We start from the raw sequence: 17148 nt of genomic DNA, 5'->3' as shown, positions 1-17148 counted from the left end.
CGTTACGGGTGAGGCAGGAGTTACAGCTCCGGTCCGTACCGGAGTTCACTTCTCGGCGTCGGGATCCCGCCGTGACAGCCGTGACGGCCACCAGATCGCCCGGCCGATGTCGTATGCCAGCGCCGGGACGAGCAGTGAGCGCACGATGAAGGTGTCCAGCAGCACGCCGAACGCCACGATGAAGGCGATCTGCACCAGGAACAGGATCGGAATCACACTCAGCGCGGCGAAGGTCGCTGCCAGCACGAGGCCCGCCGACGTGATCACGCCGCCCGTGATCACGAGCCCCCGCAGGATTCCGGGACGCGTGCCGTGGTGCACGGACTCCTCGCGCACGCGCGTCATCAGGAAGATGTTGTAGTCGATCCCCAGTGCCACGAGGAACACGAAGCTGTACAGCGGAACGGCGGGATCCGCGCCGGGGAAGTCGAAGACGTGGGTGAAGAACAGGGCGGCGACACCTAGAGCCGTGCCGAAGGACAGCACCGTGGTGAGGACGAGCAGGATCGGCGCGACGACGGCGCGCAGCAGCAGCATCAGGATCACGAGGATGACGGCGAGCACCAGCGGAATGATCAGCGCGCGGTCGTGGATCGAGGCGTCGTTCGTATCGATCGCCGTCGCGGTCACTCCGCCGACGAGGGCGCCGGGAACCGCTTCGTGCAGGTCGGTCCGGATGCCGCGGACGGTCTGCTCGGCGGCATCCGAGTCGGCGGCGTCGGAGAGCGTGGCCTGCAGCAGCACGTTCCCCTGCGACACCGTCGGCTCCGGGGCGGGCGTTCCGGGAGGTCCGAGAGGCATGATGCCGTCGGCGGTGACCTGGGCGGTCCCGCTCGGGCTGTCGGCGGCGACCACGCTCACGCTCGCGACCCCGTCCTCGGCGAGCAGCACGTCGGCGGCGTCCTGCAGCTGCTCCTCCGGCGCGACGACGTACGCCGGGCTGCCCGATCCCGCAGGGAAGTGCTCCCCGAGGATCTGCTGGCCGTCACGCGCCTCGGACTGACCGAGCACCAGGTCCGACTGCGGAACTCCCGATGCGTCCAGCTGAGTCGCACCGAGCATGCCGGCGGCGAGGATGAGGGCGGTGACGATCCAGATCGGGCGGTGACGGCGCCGGATCCAGCCGGCCAGCCACGCCCAGGGCCCGCTGGAGGGCACACCGTCCTCGGCCTCGACCACGTCCGGCTCGTACACGGGCCGCCGCCGGCCAGAACGCCGCACGACCGAACAGGAACAGGATGGCGGGCAGCAGAGTGAGCGCGGCGAGCATCGCGAACACGATCCCGATCGAGGCCACCGGCCCCAGCGCGCTGTTCGACTTCAGGTCGCTGAGCAGCAGGCACAGCAGCCCCGCGATCACCGTGCAGCCGGAGGCCACGATGGGTTCGACCGAGCCGCGGATCGCACGCAGCGCAGCCACCCAGGTGTCGGTGTTGACCCGCAGCTGCTCCCGGAACCGCGAGACGTAGAGCAGGGAGTAGTCGGTGGCCGCGCCGATCACGAGGATGAACAGGATGCCCTGCGTCTGGCCGCTCAGCAGCAGGATGCCGGCCTTCGCGAGCCACCACACCGTGAGCAGTGCCGCCGTGAGGGCGAAGATGCTCGTGGTGAGCACCGCGACGGGGAGCAGGAAGGAGCGGTACACGATGATCAGGATGATCAGCACTGCGAGCAGGGCCACGCCCAGGAGCAGGCCGTCGATCCCCGTGAAGCCGTTCACCAGGTCGGCGGTGAAGCCGGCCGGTCCGGTGATGTGCACGTCGACGCCGTGCGGTGCTGCATCCTGCAGGGCGGAATCGACATCGGCGACAGCCGCGCGCAGGCCGCCGCTGTCGGCGGTGATCGGCACGAAGGCCTGTGCGGCCTTCCCGTCTTCCGAGGGGATGAGCGGGGACAGGTCGGATCCCACCCCGTCGACGTCATCGGGGAGAGCGGCGACCGCATCCGACATCCGGCTCAGCGCGTCATCGCTGAGCGCCTCATCGGACGACACCACGACGACGGCCGGAATGGCGTCGGAGTCGCGGAAGCCGCTGAGGAGCGACTGCACCTCGGTCGCCTCAGCCGACGACGGCAGATAGGCCGACTGCTCGTTCGACGACACCTCGCTCACGCGTCCGAAGTACGGACCGCCGACGCCCGCCGCGGCGAACCAGATCAGGATCAGCAGCGCCGGCAGCAGGATCCGCAGCCATGCGGGCACCCGGCTGTGCGGCGACCTCCGACGGCGTCGAGCTGATCCGGCATCCGGCCTCGTGCTGAACATGCGGCTCCCGTCAGAGGGCGACGGACCCCCGCCCCCATGAAATCACGTTCGCCGGCCCGCATGGCGGACCAGAATGAGGGGATGCACATCGTCCTGCGCTTCCTGACGCGCTATCCGGTCGTTCCGCTCACGGTGCTGGTCACGCTGATCGTGCTCGTGCTCCACGCGACAGGACTCGCCGTCGTCGCCCAGATCGTCGCCACCGTGTTCGTGGCGGCGTTCATGCTCTGGACGATCGGAGGGATGGTGCGCTCCCTGCTCCACCGGCAGTTCGGACTCGACATCCTCGCCGTCGTCGCGATGGGGGCGACGCTGGCGGTGGGGGAGTACGTGGCGTCCCTCATCGTGGTGCTGATGCTGTCGGGAGGCGAGGCGCTCGAGGACTTCGCGTCGTACCGGGCGCGCAGGGATCTGAACGCCCTGCTGGAGCGCTCGCCGCAGCGCGCGCACCTACTCGACCCCGAGGAGTCGCTGCGGGAGGTGCCTGTCGAGCAGGTCCGCGAGGGCGACCTGCTGCTCGTGCGGCCCTCCGAACTCGTGCCGGTCGACGCCGTGCTGGTGGACGACCTGGGGGAGTTCGACGAGTCGTCGTTGACCGGAGAGAGCCTTCCGGTCTCGAAGAGAGCCGGCGCCGAGGTGATGTCCGGGTCGGTCAACGGCGACGATGCGGTCCGTCTGCGAGTGCTGCGTCCGGCCGCGGAGAGCCAGTACCAGCAGATCGTTCGGCTGGTGGCCGCGGCGGAGCACTCCCGCGCACCGATGGTGAGGCTCGCTGACCGCTACGCGGTGCCCTTCACCGTCGTCTCGCTGCTCATCGCCGGCGTCGCCTGGATCGTGGCCGGCGATGCCGCCCGCTTCGCGGAGGTGCTCGTGCTGGCGACACCGTGCCCATTGCTGATCGCCGCGCCGGTGGCTTTCCTCGGCGGGCTCTCCCAGACCTCCCGCCGCGGCGTCATCGTCAAGGGCGGGGCGGTGATCGAGCAGTTCGGCCGCATCCGCTCCGCGGCCTTCGATAAGACCGGCACGCTGACGCGGGGCCGCCCGGCGCTCGTCGATGTCCGGCCCGCCTCCGGTTTCGTCGCTGATGATGTGCTGCGCGACGCCGCATCCGCGGAGCAGTACTCGACGCATGCGCTGGCCGACGGAATCCGCGCCGCGGCGGAGAGCCGGCGGCTCGCGCTGCTCCCCGCATCACGGGCCGCCGAGGCGGCGACAAACGGCGTGACCGCAGTGATCGACGGTCGCACAGTCGTCGTAGGAAAGCCGGCCTACATCGACGGGCTGACGCACGATCTCGTCGGGGAGGAGCTGGGGGCGGGAGAGGCGGCGGCCTATGTCGCGATCGACGGGCGGTACGCGGGCGCTCTCATCCTGTCCGATGAGCTGAGACCGGAGTCGGCCGCGGTCGTGGACTGGCTGCGAGATCACGGGGTGGAGCGAATCGCGATGCTCACGGGGGACGCCCGCGCGACGGCGGAGTCCGTGGCGGCGGCGATCGGCGTCTCCGAGGTGCATGCTGAGCTGCTGCCGGCCGACAAGGTGCGTCTCGCGGGCGAGATCGCACCGCGCCCGATGCTGATGGTCGGCGACGGGGTCAACGACGCACCGGTGCTCGCCGCCGCCGATGTCGGCGTGGCGATGGGAGCGAAGGGAGCGACCGCGGCGGGCGAGGCAGCAGACGCAGTGATCGTCGCTGATTCACTGAGCCGGCTGGTCGACGCCGTGCGTATCGGCCGTCACACCCTCGCCGTCGCGACGACGGCGATCGTGATCGGCATCGTGCTGAGCATCGGGCTGATGCTCATCGCGACCACGGGCGTCATCCCGGCCGTCGCCGGGGCGCTCATCCAGGAGCTCGTCGATCTGGCGACGATCCTGTACGCACTCCGGGCACTGCGGCCGCCCAAGGGCACGGCGCTGGGCTCGGTGCCCGCGTCGCGCGCCGCTTCGCTCACGACGGCGGAATGAGGTCAGGGCCCGGATCAAGAGGATATGACACCGGGCCCCGTGCGCAGCTCGAACACCAGCTGGGTCTCGGTCGCGCGCACCACATCGTGCACGGTGATGTGCTCGAGCACGATGTCGCGCAGCGCCGCGGCATCCGCGACCGCGACGTGCACCAGGAAGTCGTCTGCGCCGGCGATGTGGAAGACCTGGAGCACGCCCGGTGTGCTCGCCAGCGCGTCGAACAGGGCGTCCACGCCCGTCTTGCTGTGACTGCCGAGTCGAACCCGGATGACCGCCTGGACGGGGAAGCCCAGCGCCGTCGGATCGACCCGAAGCCGGGAGCCGAGCAGCACGCCGCGTGCGCGCAGCGATCGCAGCCGGAACGCGCAGGTCGATGCCGGGACATCGAGCTCCGCGGCGAGATCGCGGACCGTCGAGTCCGGGTGGTCGGCGAGCGCGCCGAGGATCCGCAGGTCGAGCGCATCGACGGCGGGGGGCTGTGCTGCGGCCAATTCCGATGCCTCTCTGCCCGGAGATCTTGTCTGTCGAACAAGATCATGGCGGCTCAAGGCCTTCCTGAGCAAGCACTCTGGACTGATTCTGCGTCTCCGAGCATCCTGGGGACATGTCCGACCTGCCGCTGCACCCCGAGACCATCGCCGTCCACGCCGGACGCACCGACTTCGCCGCCCTGGGCGTGCATGCGGCGCCCATCGATCTCTCCACGACGAATCCGCTGCCCGACATCCTGCACGGCGGAGACTCCTACGAGTCCATGGCGACTGGCGGGCACCCGGTGCCCGCCGGCGGAAACGTCTACGCCAGGCTCTGGAACCCCACGGTGGCGCGCTTCGAGGAGGCGCTGGCCGAACTCGAGCACGCCGAGGCGGCGGTCGCGTTCGCCTCGGGGATGGCGGCGATGACGGCGGCGATCCTGTCGCACACGCAGCCGACGGGCCGCCATCACGTGGTCGCGGTGCGCCCGCTGTACGGCGGCACTGATCACCTCCTCGACTCGGCGCTGCTGGGCACACGCGTCACGTTCTGCGATGCGCACGAGGTCGCCGGTGCCGTGACCGCCGAGACAGGTCTCGTCGTGCTGGAGACGCCGGCCAACCCGACACTGGACCTCGTCGACATCGCCGCCGTGGTCGCACAGGCCGGTGACGTCCCGGTACTCGTCGACAACACCTTCGCCACGCCGCTGCTGCAGAATCCGCTCGATCTGGGCGCGACGATGTCGCTGCACAGCGCCACCAAGTACATCGGCGGTCACGGCGATGTCATCGCCGGCGTGATCGCCTGCTCCGAGTCGACCGCCGTCATGCTGCGCCAGGTGCGCGCGATCACGGGCGCGCTGCTGCATCCTCTCGGCGCGTACCTGCTGCATCGCGGGCTGGCGACCCTGCCGGTGCGATTGGCCGCGCAGCAGGAGAACGCGGTCGCCCTGGCGGAGTGGCTCGCGGATCAGCCCGCGGTCGCGGACGTGTTCTACCCGGGGGCGAGGCCCGAGGACCGCGAGCTCGTCGAACGACAGATGCGAGGACCGGGGCGATGATCGCGGTGCGACTTCGCGGCGGATACTCCGCGGCGGAGGCGCTCACCGGCGCGGTGCGGCTGTTCACCCACGCCGTGTCCCTGGGCGGCGTCGATTCCCTGATCCAGCATCCGGCCGCGCTGACGCACCGACCGGTCGCCGCCGAGGCGCGGCCCGGCGCCGACATCGTGCGACTCTCCATCGGGCTGGAGAACATCGACGATCTGCGTGCCGACCTGGACCAGGCGCTCGCGAGGGCCTGATGATCCTGCGCAGCGGGATCGAACTGCGACACGTGGAACGATGGAGGCATGAACTCTCCGAACGCCACCGCCAACCTCACAAGGGAAGAGACCGCCGAGCGGGCCGCGGGCATCACCCTGCACCGCGTCCGCGTCGAACTCGACCTCTCCGGCGCCCCGGAGCGCGCTCGCACCGGATTCCCGACCGTCACGACGCTGGAGTTCGACGCCACCGCCTCCGAGACCTGGGTGGACTTCATCGGCGAGAGCGTCGATCGGGTCGTCCTCAACGGTGCCGAGCAGCAACTCGACTGGGACGGCGCCCGCCTCCGGATCACCGGGCTCGCCGGGCAGAACATCCTCACCGTCGAGGCCATGGGGGCGTACAGCCGCTCCGGTGAGGGCCTGCACCGCTTCCACGACCCCGTGGACGGCTCGACCTATCTGTACACCCAGTACGAGCCCGCCGACTCCCGTCGCGTGATGGCCTGCTTCGAGCAGCCGGACATGAAGGCGGCGTACACGTTCGTGGTGTCCGCGCCCGCCGGCTGGCAGGTGCTGTCGAACCAGCGCACGGCGAACGCCGTCGAGGGCATCGGCGTGCAGACCGTCGAGTTCGCTCCCACCCTGCCGATCTCGAGCTATATCACGGCCGTGGCCGCCGGACCCTACGCGCGCATCGATGACGAGTGGCGTCGCGGAGACCAGGTGGTGGAACTCGGCCTGTTCTGCCGTGCCTCCCTGGCGCAGCACCTCGAGTCCGAGGAGTTCCTCGCCGTCACGAAGCAGGGCCTGGACTTCTTCACCGACGCATTCGCCTTCCCCTATCCGTGGGGCAAGTACGACCAGATCCTGGTACCGGAGTACAACCTCGGCGCCATGGAGAACCCGGGCCTGGTGACGTTCACCGAGGCGTACATCACGCGCGGGGCGGCGACCGACGCACAGCGGGCCGGTCGCGCGAACACGATCCTGCACGAGATGGCGCACATGTGGTTCGGCGACCTCGTGACGATGCGCTGGTGGGACGACCTGTGGCTGAAGGAGTCGTTCGCGGACTACATGGGAGCACACGCGTCCGTCGCTGCGACGCGGTTCACCGACGCCTGGGTGTCGTTCGCGAATCGTCGCAAGGCGTGGGCGTACACCCAGGATCAGCTTCCGACCACGCATCCGATCGTCGCGGACATCCCCGATCTCGAGGCGGCGAAGCTGAACTTCGACGGGATCACCTACGCGAAGGGCGCGTCCGTGCTCAAGCAGCTGGTGGCGTACGTCGGCGAGGACGCGTTCTTCGAGGGCGCGCGGCGTTATTTCGCCGCGCATGCGTACGGCAACACCACGCTCGATGATCTGCTGGTGCAGCTCGAGGACGTCTCCGGGCGCGACGTGCGCTCCTGGTCGGCCGCCTGGCTGGAGACCTCGGGAGTCTCCGCGCTGTCGCTCGAGGATGAGGGCGAGGGGCGGGTCGCGATCGTCCAGACGGATCCGCGCCCGCATCGTCTGCGCGTGGGCCGTTACGACGTGCAGGACGGGCGGCCGGTGCTGCGCGACAGGATCGAACTGGATGTCGCGGACGAGCGCACGCCGTTCGATCGTGCCGACGCAGACCTCGTGCTGCTGAACGACGAGGACCTCACCTATGCCAAGGCCCGGCTCGACGAGAGGTCGCTCGCGACGGTGGAGGAGACCCTGTCGGCGATGGACGACGCGCTCGCGCGCGGCCTGATCTGGGCCTCGCTGTGGAACGCGACCCGCGACGGGGAGCTGCCGGCGAAGCGGTACCTCGCAGTCGTGCGTCGGCACGCGCAGGGCGAGGGCAACATCATGCTGCTGCCGGGGGTGCTGATGAACGCGCAGTTCGCGGTCCGCCACTACGTGCCGGGCGATGCTCGCGCCGACGAGCAGCGTGCCTGGCTCGACCTCACCTGGCAGGGGCTTCAGACGGCGGATGCCGGCAGCGACGCGCAGCTGGCCTGGGCGCGCGCCTTCGCGGATGCGGCGTCGTTCGACGGCGCACGGGCCGATGACGTGCGGCGGATGCTCGAGGGCGCAGCGCCCGAGGGGCTGAACCTCGACCCCGATCTGCGCTGGCAGCTGCTGATCGCACTGGCCACCACCGGTGCCGCCGGCGCCGAGGAGGTCGAAGCGGAACTCGCTCGCGACGACACGGCATCCGGGCGGACCGCGGGCAGGCAGGCACTCGCCTCCCGCCCTGTCGCCGAGGTCAGGGCCGAGGCCTGGGACGCCGCCTGGAACGACCTCGAGCTCAGCAACGATCAGCTGGATGCGACGATCAGCGGGTTCCGGGCCGGCAGCCGGCGCGACCTCGTCGCCGGTTTCGACGGCGAGTACTTCGAACGCATCGCGGGCGTGTGGGCCGAGCGCAGCATCGAACTGGCCAAGCGCGTCGTGTCGGGCCTGTTCCCGGCCTCCGATTCGCTGGAGCAGGTCGATGCCTGGCTCGCCGCGCACGAGGACGCTCCGGCCGCGCTGCGCCGGATCGTGATCGAGCAGCGCGACCACCTCGCCCGCGACCTGCGGGTGCGCGCCGCGCAGCCGGCCGAGGGCTGAGGCGCCCGGGCCGGTGACGTGCGCAGTCCGGCGCGTGCGTCCTCGGCCCTGCGCCGCCCGCGCCGGGCGCGCACGAGCAGACCACCGGATGCGGCGCTGCGCAGGGGTCGGTCTCAGCCGCCTGCCAGTTCGGTGACGGTGCTGACGCCGAGGGCACGATGGTCGGGACGGTCGTCGCTGAGGGTCAGGAACACCAGAGCGAGGTAGGCCGCCCAGGCGCGCGCCCTGACCCAGGTGGGTTCGTCGTAGCGGCTTCCGGTCGCCATGCGGAACCGATGTCGGCCCTGAGAGTCGAACAGCAGCCAGCCTGCCGCGAGATCGTAGGCGGGGTCGCCCGCGGTGACGTCGCCGAAGTCGATGAGCGCAGCGAGCCCGCTGTTCCGCAGCAGGATGTTGCCCGGATGCAGATCGCCGTGGATCCAGACCCGCTCGTCGCTGCGTGCGGATCGGAGTCCGTCCTCCCAGGCAGCCCGGAGCGGGCGGGAGGCATGCAGGAGCGCCAGGCGCTCCTGCATGGGGGCATCGCGCGATATCAACGGACCCCCTCGGACCGGATTGTGCGGTGCATCCGGGGGCGCGGGGACATGCATCGTGGCGAGGGCTGAGGCGAGAGCGGGCGCCCACGTCGTGTTGGCAGAACGTGCGACGCCGAGAGCGGGCGTCGCGTCGATCCACGGGATCACCGACCAGGGCCACGGAAAGGTCGCAGTCGGGCGTCCCGCGACGACCGGAACCGGCGTACTGACGCCGACGCCCGCCAGCCGAGGGCCGATCTCGGGCAGCGCTCGCTGCTCATGGGCGATGAGCGGAGCGGCGAGTTCTCGGCGAGGGATGCGCACTGCGAGATCGTCGCCGAGGCGCCAGATCGCGTTGTCCCAGCCGTCGGCCACGAGGGTCAGAGGCAGGGCTGCGAGGTGCGGGGCTTCGGCGCGCAGGAGAGCGCGTACGTCGTCCTCCCCGAGGATGCGTTCCGCGGCAGGGGAATTCGCCATGCTCAGAGGTCGAGGGAATCGCCCGGTTCGAGGGCGAAGAACTCGCCGCCGCCGTGTTCGGTGGCCCACTGCAGGCGCCCGCGGTGCATGTCCCGGCCGATCACCGAAAGCGTCATGTCATGGACGCCGAACGCGCGCCGCGGTGCGACGGCCAGGACGTAGTCCATCGCCTCACCGATCTTCAGCCACGGTGCGCCGAGGGGAGCGGCGAGGGTCTCGACGGCGACCCCGTCCGGTACGGCATAGGAGTCGCCCGGGTAGTAGAGCTCGTCGTTCACGAGCACGCCGACGTTCTCGACCGGGGGGAGCGAGGAGTGGATCACGGCGTGCTCGCCGCCGAAGAAGCGCAGCGTGAAGGCGCCGGCGGTGACCGTGTCGCCGGGTGCGACGACGGTGATCTCGTAGTCGCCCGCGGCGGCGTCGACGCCGGCCGGTGCGAAGATCGGCGTGCCGGGTACGGCACGCAGGATGGCGTCGAGATGCGCCGGGGTCCAGTGGTCCGCGTGCTCGTGGGTGATCACGACGGCGACGACCCTTCGCAGATCGTCGAGCGGCGAGGTGAAGGAGCCGGGATCGATGAGCAGGGAATCGCCGCCCTCGTCGAGGCGGAGGGCGGCATGTTCGAACTTCGTGACGCGCATGAGAGGAGTCAACCGCGTTCCACGGGGCAAAGGCAATCCCGTGCGACACGCCCGCGATGCGCGTTCGGCCCGCCTCAATTTGGTCGGCTGCGAACCGCCGTGGCATACTTGAACGGTTGTCGCGGGACGGAAACGCTCCGCAGGACGGCCCCATCGTATAGCGGCCTAGTACGCCGCCCTCTCACGGCGGTAACGCGGGTTCGAATCCCGCTGGGGTCACACAACATCAGAAGGCCCCCGGTTGATCCGGGGGCCTTCTGCGTATCCGGATCAGGCGTCCTGATCCTCGTCGACGGGTTCCTCCACGGGGCTGCGCAGCGACAGCTGGCGCAGCTGCGGATTGCGCAGCGGCACGATCATCAGCAGCGTCATCGCCCCGCCGTAGAGGGCGAACGGCACCCAGAGCGGGAAGACGCCGGCCAGCGCGCCGAAGGCCGCCATCGCCACCGGCATCAGGCAGTCGTCGCCGAGCCGCAGGATCGAGCCGAGCCTGCCGAGGTAGTCCGGTGCGGCCGTCGCGGCGAAGGTCGAGCTGAGCAGCGTGGAGGCGAAGCCCGCGGTGAGCCCGATCGCGAGGCATCCGATGCCGACGACGATCTGCGACCCGAGGCCGAGGGCCACGATCCCGGCGCCCTGCACCATGAGGGCGGCGAATCCGCCGATCGCCTCGTGCCGGGGCCGCCAGCGCACCACGATCAGGGCGCCGATCATCGCGCCGCCTCCGACGAGGGCCTCGAACACACCCACCGCCCCGGCGCCCCAGCCGCGTGACGTCGCCTGCAGGGGGAGCCCGATCGAGATCGCCGGCCCGACAGCCAGGTTCAGTCCGGACAGGGCGATCACGAGCGTGCGGGTGGCGCGCTCCTGGCCGAGATGCCGGAAGCCGTCGGCGACGCCCCGCAGCACGCTCTGCTGGACCGAGGCCCGGGAAGGGCGAACCGGGGACGCAGCCACAGCACGATGAAGACGATGACGATCACGTAGGTGAGCGTGTTCAGCCCCGCGCTGCCCGTGATGCCGTAGGCGGCCACCAGGAATCCGCCGGCCGCTGCGCCCGCCATCGTGCCCAGCCGCGAGAGCGTCTGGCTGAGCGCCGAGTACGACGGAAGATCGGACGGGGCGACGAGCTGACGGGGCATGGTGCCCGCGGCCGGCTCGAAGAACGCGTCGCACAGGCCGAACGCCACGCTGGCGATCAGCAGCAGCGCCACCGTCGGACGAGCGGCCAGGCACCAGACCGCGACCGTGACCAGCACGACGACGCGCAGCCCGTTGAACAGGATCATCAGCCGCCGGGCATCCGCCCGGTCGGCGTAGGCGCCGCCGATCAGCAGCACCACGGCGCGCGGGACGGTTCCCGCCGCGACGACCAGCCCGGCGACGGCGGGGGAGGCGATCTGCACCGCCGTCCATGCGAACGCGATCGTGAAGATCGCGTCACCGGCATCCGACAGCGCCTTGATCAGCAGCCAGGCCTGAACCATGCGGTCCCGCGCGAACGGCGGCGGGGTGCGCAGCATCCGAGGCTCCGTGGCAGTGGTCATGTCATACCTCCGTGGGGAAGCCGTGGGCGAAGAAGTAGACGGGTCTCCGCTCCTGCCCGTCATCCCTGTCGATGCCCGAGCGCCAGTCGTCGAGCATGCCGGCCAGCCGGGCCTGCAGGTCGAGCAGTTCGTCCTGCGTGGCCCACCCGAGCGTGTCGGTGTTGAATCCCGTCCACTCGCTGCTCGGCGACACCCGGTACCAGCGCTGCAGCCGGTCGAGCTGATTGCGCACGTTCGCCCGCTGCGCCTCACGCGCCAGCAGCGCGTCGGCGGGCGATTCGTAGTCCTCCGACGACCAGGAGAACGACCGCCTGGTCAACTGCCACCAGCTGGTGCGCCGGTCGCCGTCGGGATCCTCCACCTGCTCGATGACGCCGGCCTTCTGCAGCATCCGCAGATGATGGCTGATGCTGCCGACCTGCGCGTCGAGTGTGCGGGCGAAGGTGCCGACCTGGGTCGGACCGTGCAGCAGCAGTCGGTCGATGATGCGCCGCCGCAGGGGGTGCGAGATGGCGGTGATGACGGAGATCTCTTCCACGCAGGTAAACCTAAGCGCGATCCTCCATTCGCACAAGGGTTCTTGTATACCCCGGAAAATCAGGGAACTGGGCGAGTCGTCGACGTCTCCGAGCGGGATCCGGGTCCGGTAGTATGGTCACCGCGAGAGGGAGTATCCCGTCATCGCGCGTCCGTCATCACGAGCATCGCCATCGCTGCTCCGGGCGCGCACCGCATGAGAGTGCGGGGAGAGACTTTCGGTCTTCACCGAACCTTCTCGAAAGGCCTCCCGTCCGTGGATTACATCCCGCTCTGGTTCGAGATCACCTCGATGGTGGTCCTCGTCGTCATCCTCATCGCCGACCTCATGCTGGTCCGGCTGCGACCGCACATCCCCAGTACCAAGGAGTCGACGCTCTGGGTGGTGTTCTACGTCACCCTCGCGCTGGCGTTCGCCGGGCTGCTGTGGGCGATCGCCGGAGGCGAGGTCGCCGCGCATTTCGTCACAGGGTGGGCGCTGGAGTACAGCCTCTCGATCGACAACCTGTTCGTGTTCGTGCTGATCATGGCCCAGTTCGCCGTGCCGAGACGTCTGCAGCAGCAGGTGCTGATGGTCGGCATCATCATCGCGCTCGTGCTGCGCGGTGTCTTCATCCTGCTCGGCGTGGCCGTCATCGAGAACTTCGCCCCGGTGTTCTACCTGTTCGGCGCCTACCTCATCTACACCGCCATCAAACAGGCGATGCCCGAGGGCGACCATGACGACGAGGTCAAGCGCGAGGGCTTCATGGTCCGCCTGGTGCGCCGCTTCGTCGACATCAGCGATCACTACGACGGCAACAGGCTGCGCACGGTCGTCGACGGCAAGCGCATGTTCACGCCGATGGTCCTGGTCTTCGTCGTCATCGGCGTGACCGATCTGATGTTCGCGATCGACTCGATCCCCGCGATCTTCTCGATCACCTCGAACGGGTTCATCGTGTTCACCGCGAACATCTTCGCGCTGATGGGCCTGCGGCAGCTCTACTTCCTGCTCGGCGACCTGCTCGACAAGCTGCGCTACCTGCACTATGGAATCGCCGTGATCCTCGGATTCATCGGCGTGAAGCTCATCCTGCACGCCATGCACGAGAACTCGCTGCCGTTCATCAACGGCGGCGCGCCGATCGAATGGGCACCGGACATCAGTACGTGGATGTCGCTGGGCGTCATCCTCGTCTCGATGACCGTCGCGACCGTGGCGAGCCTCATCGCGGCGGCCCGAGACAAGAGGAAGGCCGCCGTCACACAGTGACCCCGACGGCGTCGCGCGGGTGCGGTCGCATGTAGACTGACCCGCATGCAGGCGGTGCAGCTTCTCCTTAGCAGCCGCGGCGAGACCTCGATCTAGGCCTCTCTCGCCGCGGTGTCTCGCGTGGGCCGCACCTTGTACCCAGGAGAATCGCATGACAGTCCCCGCATCCGCCCGCCCTCGCACCCTGGCAGAGAAGGTCTGGGACGACCATCTCGTCGTCAAGGGCGAGAACGGCGAGCCCGACCTCATCTACATCGACCTGCACCTGGTGCACGAGGTCACCAGCCCGCAGGCGTTCGACGGGCTCCGCGCCGAAGGACGCCCGCTGCGCCGGCTCGACCTGACCATCGCGACCGAGGATCACAACACCCCGACGCTCGCGATCGACAAGCCGATCGCCGACCTCACCAGCCGCACCCAGATCGAGACGCTCCGCCGCAACGCCGAGGAGTTCGGTGTGCGCCTGCACTCGCTGGGCGACGCGGAGCAGGGCATCGTGCACGTCGTCGGCCCTCAGCTGGGCCTGACCATGCCGGGCATCACCGTGGTGTGCGGTGACTCGCACACCTCGACGCACGGCGCGTTCGGCGCGATGGCCTTCGGCATCGGCACCAGTGAGGTGGAGCACGTCATGGCCACGCAGACGCTGCCGCTGAAGCCGTTCAAGACGATGGCGATCAACGTCGACGGCACGCTGCGACCCGGGGTCACCGCGAAGGACATCATCCTCGCCGTGATCGCGAAGATCGGCACCGGCGGCGGGCAGGGCTACGTGCTCGAGTACCGCGGCAGTGCGATCCGCGCGCTCTCCATGGAGGGCCGGATGACGATCTGCAACATGTCGATCGAGGCCGGCGCCCGCGCGGGCATGGTCGCTCCCGACGACACGACCTTCGAGTACGTGAAGGGCCGTCCGCACGCTCCCGCTGGGCAGGACTGGGACGACGCGGTCGCCTACTGGCGCACGCTGCCCACGGACGAGGGCGCCGAGTTCGACGCCGAGGTGTTCATCGACGCGAACGAGCTCGAGCCGTTCGTCACCTGGGGCACCAACCCCGGGCAGGGCAGTTCGCTGTCCTCCGCCGTCCCCGACCCGGCCGAGATCGCCGACCCGAACGCCCGCGCCGCCGCCGAGCGCGCGCTGGAGTACATGGATCTGGCACCGGGCACGCCGCTGAAGGATGTCGCGGTCGACGCCGTGTTCATGGGCTCGTGCACCAATAGCCGCATCGAGGACCTGCGCGCCTTCGCCTCTGTCATCAAGGGCAAGAAGAAGGCCGACGGCGTGCGCGTAATGGTCGTGCCGGGTTCGGCCCGGGTGCGCCTGGAGGCCGAGGCCGAGGGCATCGACCGGATCGTCGAGGAGTTCGGCGCCGAATGGCGCTTCGCCGGCTGTTCGATGTGCCTGGGCATGAACCCCGATCAACTCGCCCCCGGTGAGCGCTGCGCCTCGACGTCCAACCGCAACTTCGAGGGCAGGCAGGGCAAGGGCGGTCGCACCCACCTGGTGTCGCCCTGGTGGCGGCCGCCACCGCCATCCGAGGCACGCTGTCGAGCCCGAGCGACCTGGTCGCCGAGGAGGTCTGAATCATGGAGAAGTTCACCACGCACACCGGTGTCGCCGCGCCCCTGAAGCGCTCCAACGTCGACACCGACCAGATCATCCCCGCCGTGTTCCTGAAGCGCGTCACCAAGACCGGCTTCGACGACGCACTGTTCCACGCCTGGCGGCAGGACCCCGAGTTCGTGCTGAATCAGGAGCCGTTCCAGAAGGCGTCCGTGCTGGTGGCCGGCCCCGACTTCGGCACCGGCTCCAGCCGTGAGCACGCTGTGTGGGCGCTGCGCGATTACGGCTTCAAGGTCGTGCTGAGTCCTCGCTTCGCCGACATCTTCCGCGGCAACTCGGGCAAGCAGGGCCTGCTCGCCGCTCAGGTGGACGAGGCCGACATCGAGCGCATCTGGGCCCTGATCGATGAGGACCCCGGCCGCGAGATCACGGTCGACCTCGAGGCGCGAACCGCCTCGATCGGCGGCTTCCAGACCGCTATCGGCATCGACGATTACACTAGATGGCGGCTCCTCGAGGGGCTCGATGACATCGGGCTCACACTGCGCAACGAAGACAAGATCGCTCAGTTCGAGGCCCGCCGCGAATCGTGGCGGCCACGCACGCTCCCCGTCCGCTGAGGCCGGAGGCGCCGTGGGCCGGGGCCACGAGCCCCGCGTTCCGAACGAAGAAGGATGAGGCCCGAATGTCGACACCTGTGCGCACAGCAGCCGAGGGAACGAGTGTGATCGTCTCCGAACTCGCGATCCGTCGGGGGCGGCCGCTGCGGGGCCGGGTGGACGTGAAGGGGGCGAAGAACCTCGCCACCAAGGCGATGGTCGCGACGCTCCTCGGCGAGACGCCCAGCACGCTGCGCGATGTCCCGGATCTCAGCGATGTGGCGGTCGTCCGATCGCTGCTCGAGGTGCACGGCGTCCAGGTGGCCGAGGGCGACGAGCCCGGTTCGCTCACGTTCGACCCCAGCGGTGTCGAGTCCGCGCACATGGAGGAGATCGACGCGCATGCCGGCGCCTCCCGCATCCCGATCCTGTTCTGCGGTCCGCTGCTGCACCGTCTCGGTCAGGCGTTCATCCCCGACCTCGGCGGATGCCGCATCGGAGACCGTCCGATCGACTTCCACCTCGACGCCCTGCGCAAGTTCGGCGCCGTCGTGGAGAAGCTGCCCAGCGGCATCCGCCTCTCCGCCCCGGACGGGCTGCGGGGCGCGAGCATCCATCTGCCGTACCCGAGCGTCGGCGCGACCGAGCAGGTCCTGCTGACGGCGGTGCGCGCGAAGGGCACGACCGAGCTGCGCAACGCGGCGATCGAGCCCGAGATCATGGATCTCATCGCGGTGCTGCAGAAGATGGGCGCGATCATCTCGTACGAGCCCAACCGCGTCATCTTCATCGAGGGCGTCGACTCGCTCCGCGGCTACGACCACCGCTCGATCTTCGATCGCAACGAGGCGGCGTCGTGGGCGAGCGCGGCGCTGGCCACCGACGGCGAGATCTTCGTCGGCGGCGCCCGCCAGCAGGAGATGCTCACGTTCCTGAACGTGTTCCGCAAGGCCGGCGGCTGGTTCGACATCCAGGAGGACGGCATCCTGTTCCGCCGCGGCGGCGAGCTGAAGCCCGTCGTCGTCGAGACCGACGTGCATCCCGGCTTCATGACCGACTGGCAGCAGCCGCTCGTCGTGGCGCTGACCCAGGCCCACGGCCGCTCGATCGTGCACGAGACGGTGTACGAGAACCGGATGGGCTTCACCGACGCGCTCGTGAAGATGGGCGCCGACATCGTCGTGCACCCGCACGGGCTGCAGGACGGCCCGCGCCGGGTGGCGCGCCGCGAGCTCGAGCAGGCCGCGGTGATCACCGGCCCGACGCCCTGCACGGCGCCGACATCGTCGTGCCCGACCTGCGCGGCGGCTACAGCCATGTCATAGCGGCGCTCACCGCCCAGGGCGAGTCCCGGGTGTCCGGTGTCGACATCCTCAGCCGCGGCTACGAGAAGTTCCTCGACAAGCTCGCCGCGCTGGGTGCGGACTTCGACGTCATCCGGTGAGCT

General features: G+C 69.6%; 10 protein-coding genes, 1 tRNA gene and 4 pseudogenes. 8 read left to right on the top strand and 7 right to left on the bottom strand.

Annotated elements, in window-relative coordinates; all coding sequences use genetic code 11:
- Window positions 1-45 precede the first annotated feature (45 nt).
- Window positions 46-2266: pseudogene (locus tag L2X99_RS06645) on the bottom strand (MMPL family transporter).
- A gap of 81 nt (window positions 2267-2347) precedes the next feature.
- On the opposite strand from L2X99_RS06645, the gene L2X99_RS06640 reads away from it, so the two are divergent.
- Window positions 2348-4234 (top strand): heavy metal translocating P-type ATPase, encoded by a 1887-nt coding sequence (locus L2X99_RS06640; RefSeq protein WP_236124493.1) that lies wholly within the window; start codon window positions 2348-2350, stop codon window positions 4232-4234.
- 14 nt (window positions 4235-4248) lie between these two features.
- Here L2X99_RS06640 and L2X99_RS06635 read toward each other — a convergent pair whose 3' ends face one another.
- The gene (locus tag L2X99_RS06635) at window positions 4249-4725 is read right to left on the bottom strand and encodes an Lrp/AsnC family transcriptional regulator (protein WP_236124494.1); all 477 of its coding nucleotides are present in this window, start codon (window positions 4723-4725) and stop codon (window positions 4249-4251) included.
- A gap of 113 nt (window positions 4726-4838) precedes the next feature.
- Here L2X99_RS06635 and L2X99_RS06630 point away from each other — a divergent pair.
- Both L2X99_RS06630 and pepN read left to right on the top strand, forming a co-directional pair.
- A pseudogene (locus L2X99_RS06630) lies at window positions 4839-6013 on the top strand (trans-sulfuration enzyme family protein).
- Between the two features lie 48 nt (window positions 6014-6061).
- Window positions 6062-8566, top strand: coding sequence for an aminopeptidase N (pepN, locus tag L2X99_RS06625; RefSeq protein WP_236124495.1), 2505 nt, complete (start codon window positions 6062-6064; stop codon window positions 8564-8566).
- Between the two features lie 113 nt (window positions 8567-8679).
- Here pepN and L2X99_RS06620 read toward each other — a convergent pair whose 3' ends face one another.
- Window positions 8680-9558: an aminoglycoside phosphotransferase family protein gene (locus tag L2X99_RS06620; RefSeq protein WP_236124496.1), complete on the bottom strand. Its 879-nt coding sequence runs from the start codon at window positions 9556-9558 to the stop codon at window positions 8680-8682.
- A 2-nt stretch (window positions 9559-9560) separates the two neighbouring features.
- Window positions 9561-10199, bottom strand: coding sequence for an MBL fold metallo-hydrolase (locus L2X99_RS06615; protein WP_236135780.1), 639 nt, complete (start codon window positions 10197-10199; stop codon window positions 9561-9563).
- Window positions 10200-10345: 146 nt separating this feature from the next.
- Here L2X99_RS06615 and L2X99_RS06610 point away from each other — a divergent pair.
- A tRNA-Glu gene (locus L2X99_RS06610) sits at window positions 10346-10418 on the top strand.
- A 51-nt stretch (window positions 10419-10469) separates the two neighbouring features.
- Here L2X99_RS06610 and L2X99_RS06605 read toward each other — a convergent pair.
- From L2X99_RS06605 to L2X99_RS06595, 3 genes are read right to left on the bottom strand one after another with little or no spacing between them, the layout of a single operon-like run.
- The gene (locus L2X99_RS06605) at window positions 10470-11105 is read right to left on the bottom strand and encodes a hypothetical protein (protein WP_236124497.1); all 636 of its coding nucleotides are present in this window, start codon (window positions 11103-11105) and stop codon (window positions 10470-10472) included.
- Complete coding sequence (locus tag L2X99_RS06600) at window positions 11039-11743, bottom strand: MFS transporter (protein WP_236135779.1); 705 nt, start codon at window positions 11741-11743, stop codon at window positions 11039-11041. Before L2X99_RS06600 ends, L2X99_RS06605 begins: the two co-directional genes overlap by 67 nt.
- 1 nt (window position 11744) lies before the next feature.
- On the bottom strand, window positions 11745-12281 hold the full coding sequence (locus L2X99_RS06595; protein ID WP_236124500.1) for a winged helix-turn-helix domain-containing protein: 537 nt from the start codon (window positions 12279-12281) through the stop codon (window positions 11745-11747).
- Window positions 12282-12536: 255 nt separating this feature from the next.
- Here L2X99_RS06595 and L2X99_RS06590 point away from each other — a divergent pair, with 255 nt between their 5' ends.
- From L2X99_RS06590 to murA, 4 genes and pseudogenes are all read left to right on the top strand, one after another.
- Entirely contained in the window at window positions 12537-13535 is a 999-nt protein-coding gene (locus tag L2X99_RS06590) for a TerC family protein (RefSeq protein WP_268928559.1), read from the top strand.
- Between the two features lie 151 nt (window positions 13536-13686).
- A pseudogene (gene leuC / locus L2X99_RS06585) lies at window positions 13687-15122 on the top strand (3-isopropylmalate dehydratase large subunit).
- Between the two features lie 3 nt (window positions 15123-15125).
- Window positions 15126-15722 carry a 3-isopropylmalate dehydratase small subunit gene (gene leuD, locus L2X99_RS06580; RefSeq protein WP_236124501.1) on the top strand — a complete coding sequence of 199 codons (597 nt, stop codon included), beginning with the start codon at window positions 15126-15128 and terminating at the stop codon, window positions 15720-15722.
- A gap of 65 nt (window positions 15723-15787) precedes the next feature.
- Window positions 15788-17145, top strand: a pseudogene (murA, locus tag L2X99_RS06575) (UDP-N-acetylglucosamine 1-carboxyvinyltransferase).
- The last annotated feature ends 3 nt before the right edge of the window (window positions 17146-17148 follow it).

Origin of the sequence: Microbacterium sp. KUDC0406 (assembly GCF_021582875.1) — a bacterium.
Lineage (GTDB): Bacteria > Actinomycetota > Actinomycetes > Actinomycetales > Microbacteriaceae > Microbacterium.
This window is presented reverse-complemented; position numbering and strand designations above follow the sequence as displayed.

Bases quoted from the DNA above. Each gene is read 5' to 3' on its own strand.
- L2X99_RS06640 (WP_236124493.1), top strand. From the start codon at position 2,348: ATGCACATCGTCCTGCGCTTCCTGACGCGCTATCCGGTCGTTCCGCTC.
- pepN (WP_236124495.1), top strand. From the start codon at position 6,062: ATGAACTCTCCGAACGCCACCGCCAACCTCACAAGGGAAGAGACCGCC.
- L2X99_RS06620 (WP_236124496.1), bottom strand. From the start codon at position 9,558: ATGGCGAATTCCCCTGCCGCGGAACGCATCCTCGGGGAGGACGACGTA.
- L2X99_RS06615 (WP_236135780.1), bottom strand. From the start codon at position 10,199: ATGCGCGTCACGAAGTTCGAACATGCCGCCCTCCGCCTCGACGAGGGC.
- L2X99_RS06600 (WP_236135779.1), bottom strand. From the start codon at position 11,743: ATGACCACTGCCACGGAGCCTCGGATGCTGCGCACCCCGCCGCCGTTC.
- leuD (WP_236124501.1), top strand. From the start codon at position 15,126: ATGGAGAAGTTCACCACGCACACCGGTGTCGCCGCGCCCCTGAAGCGC.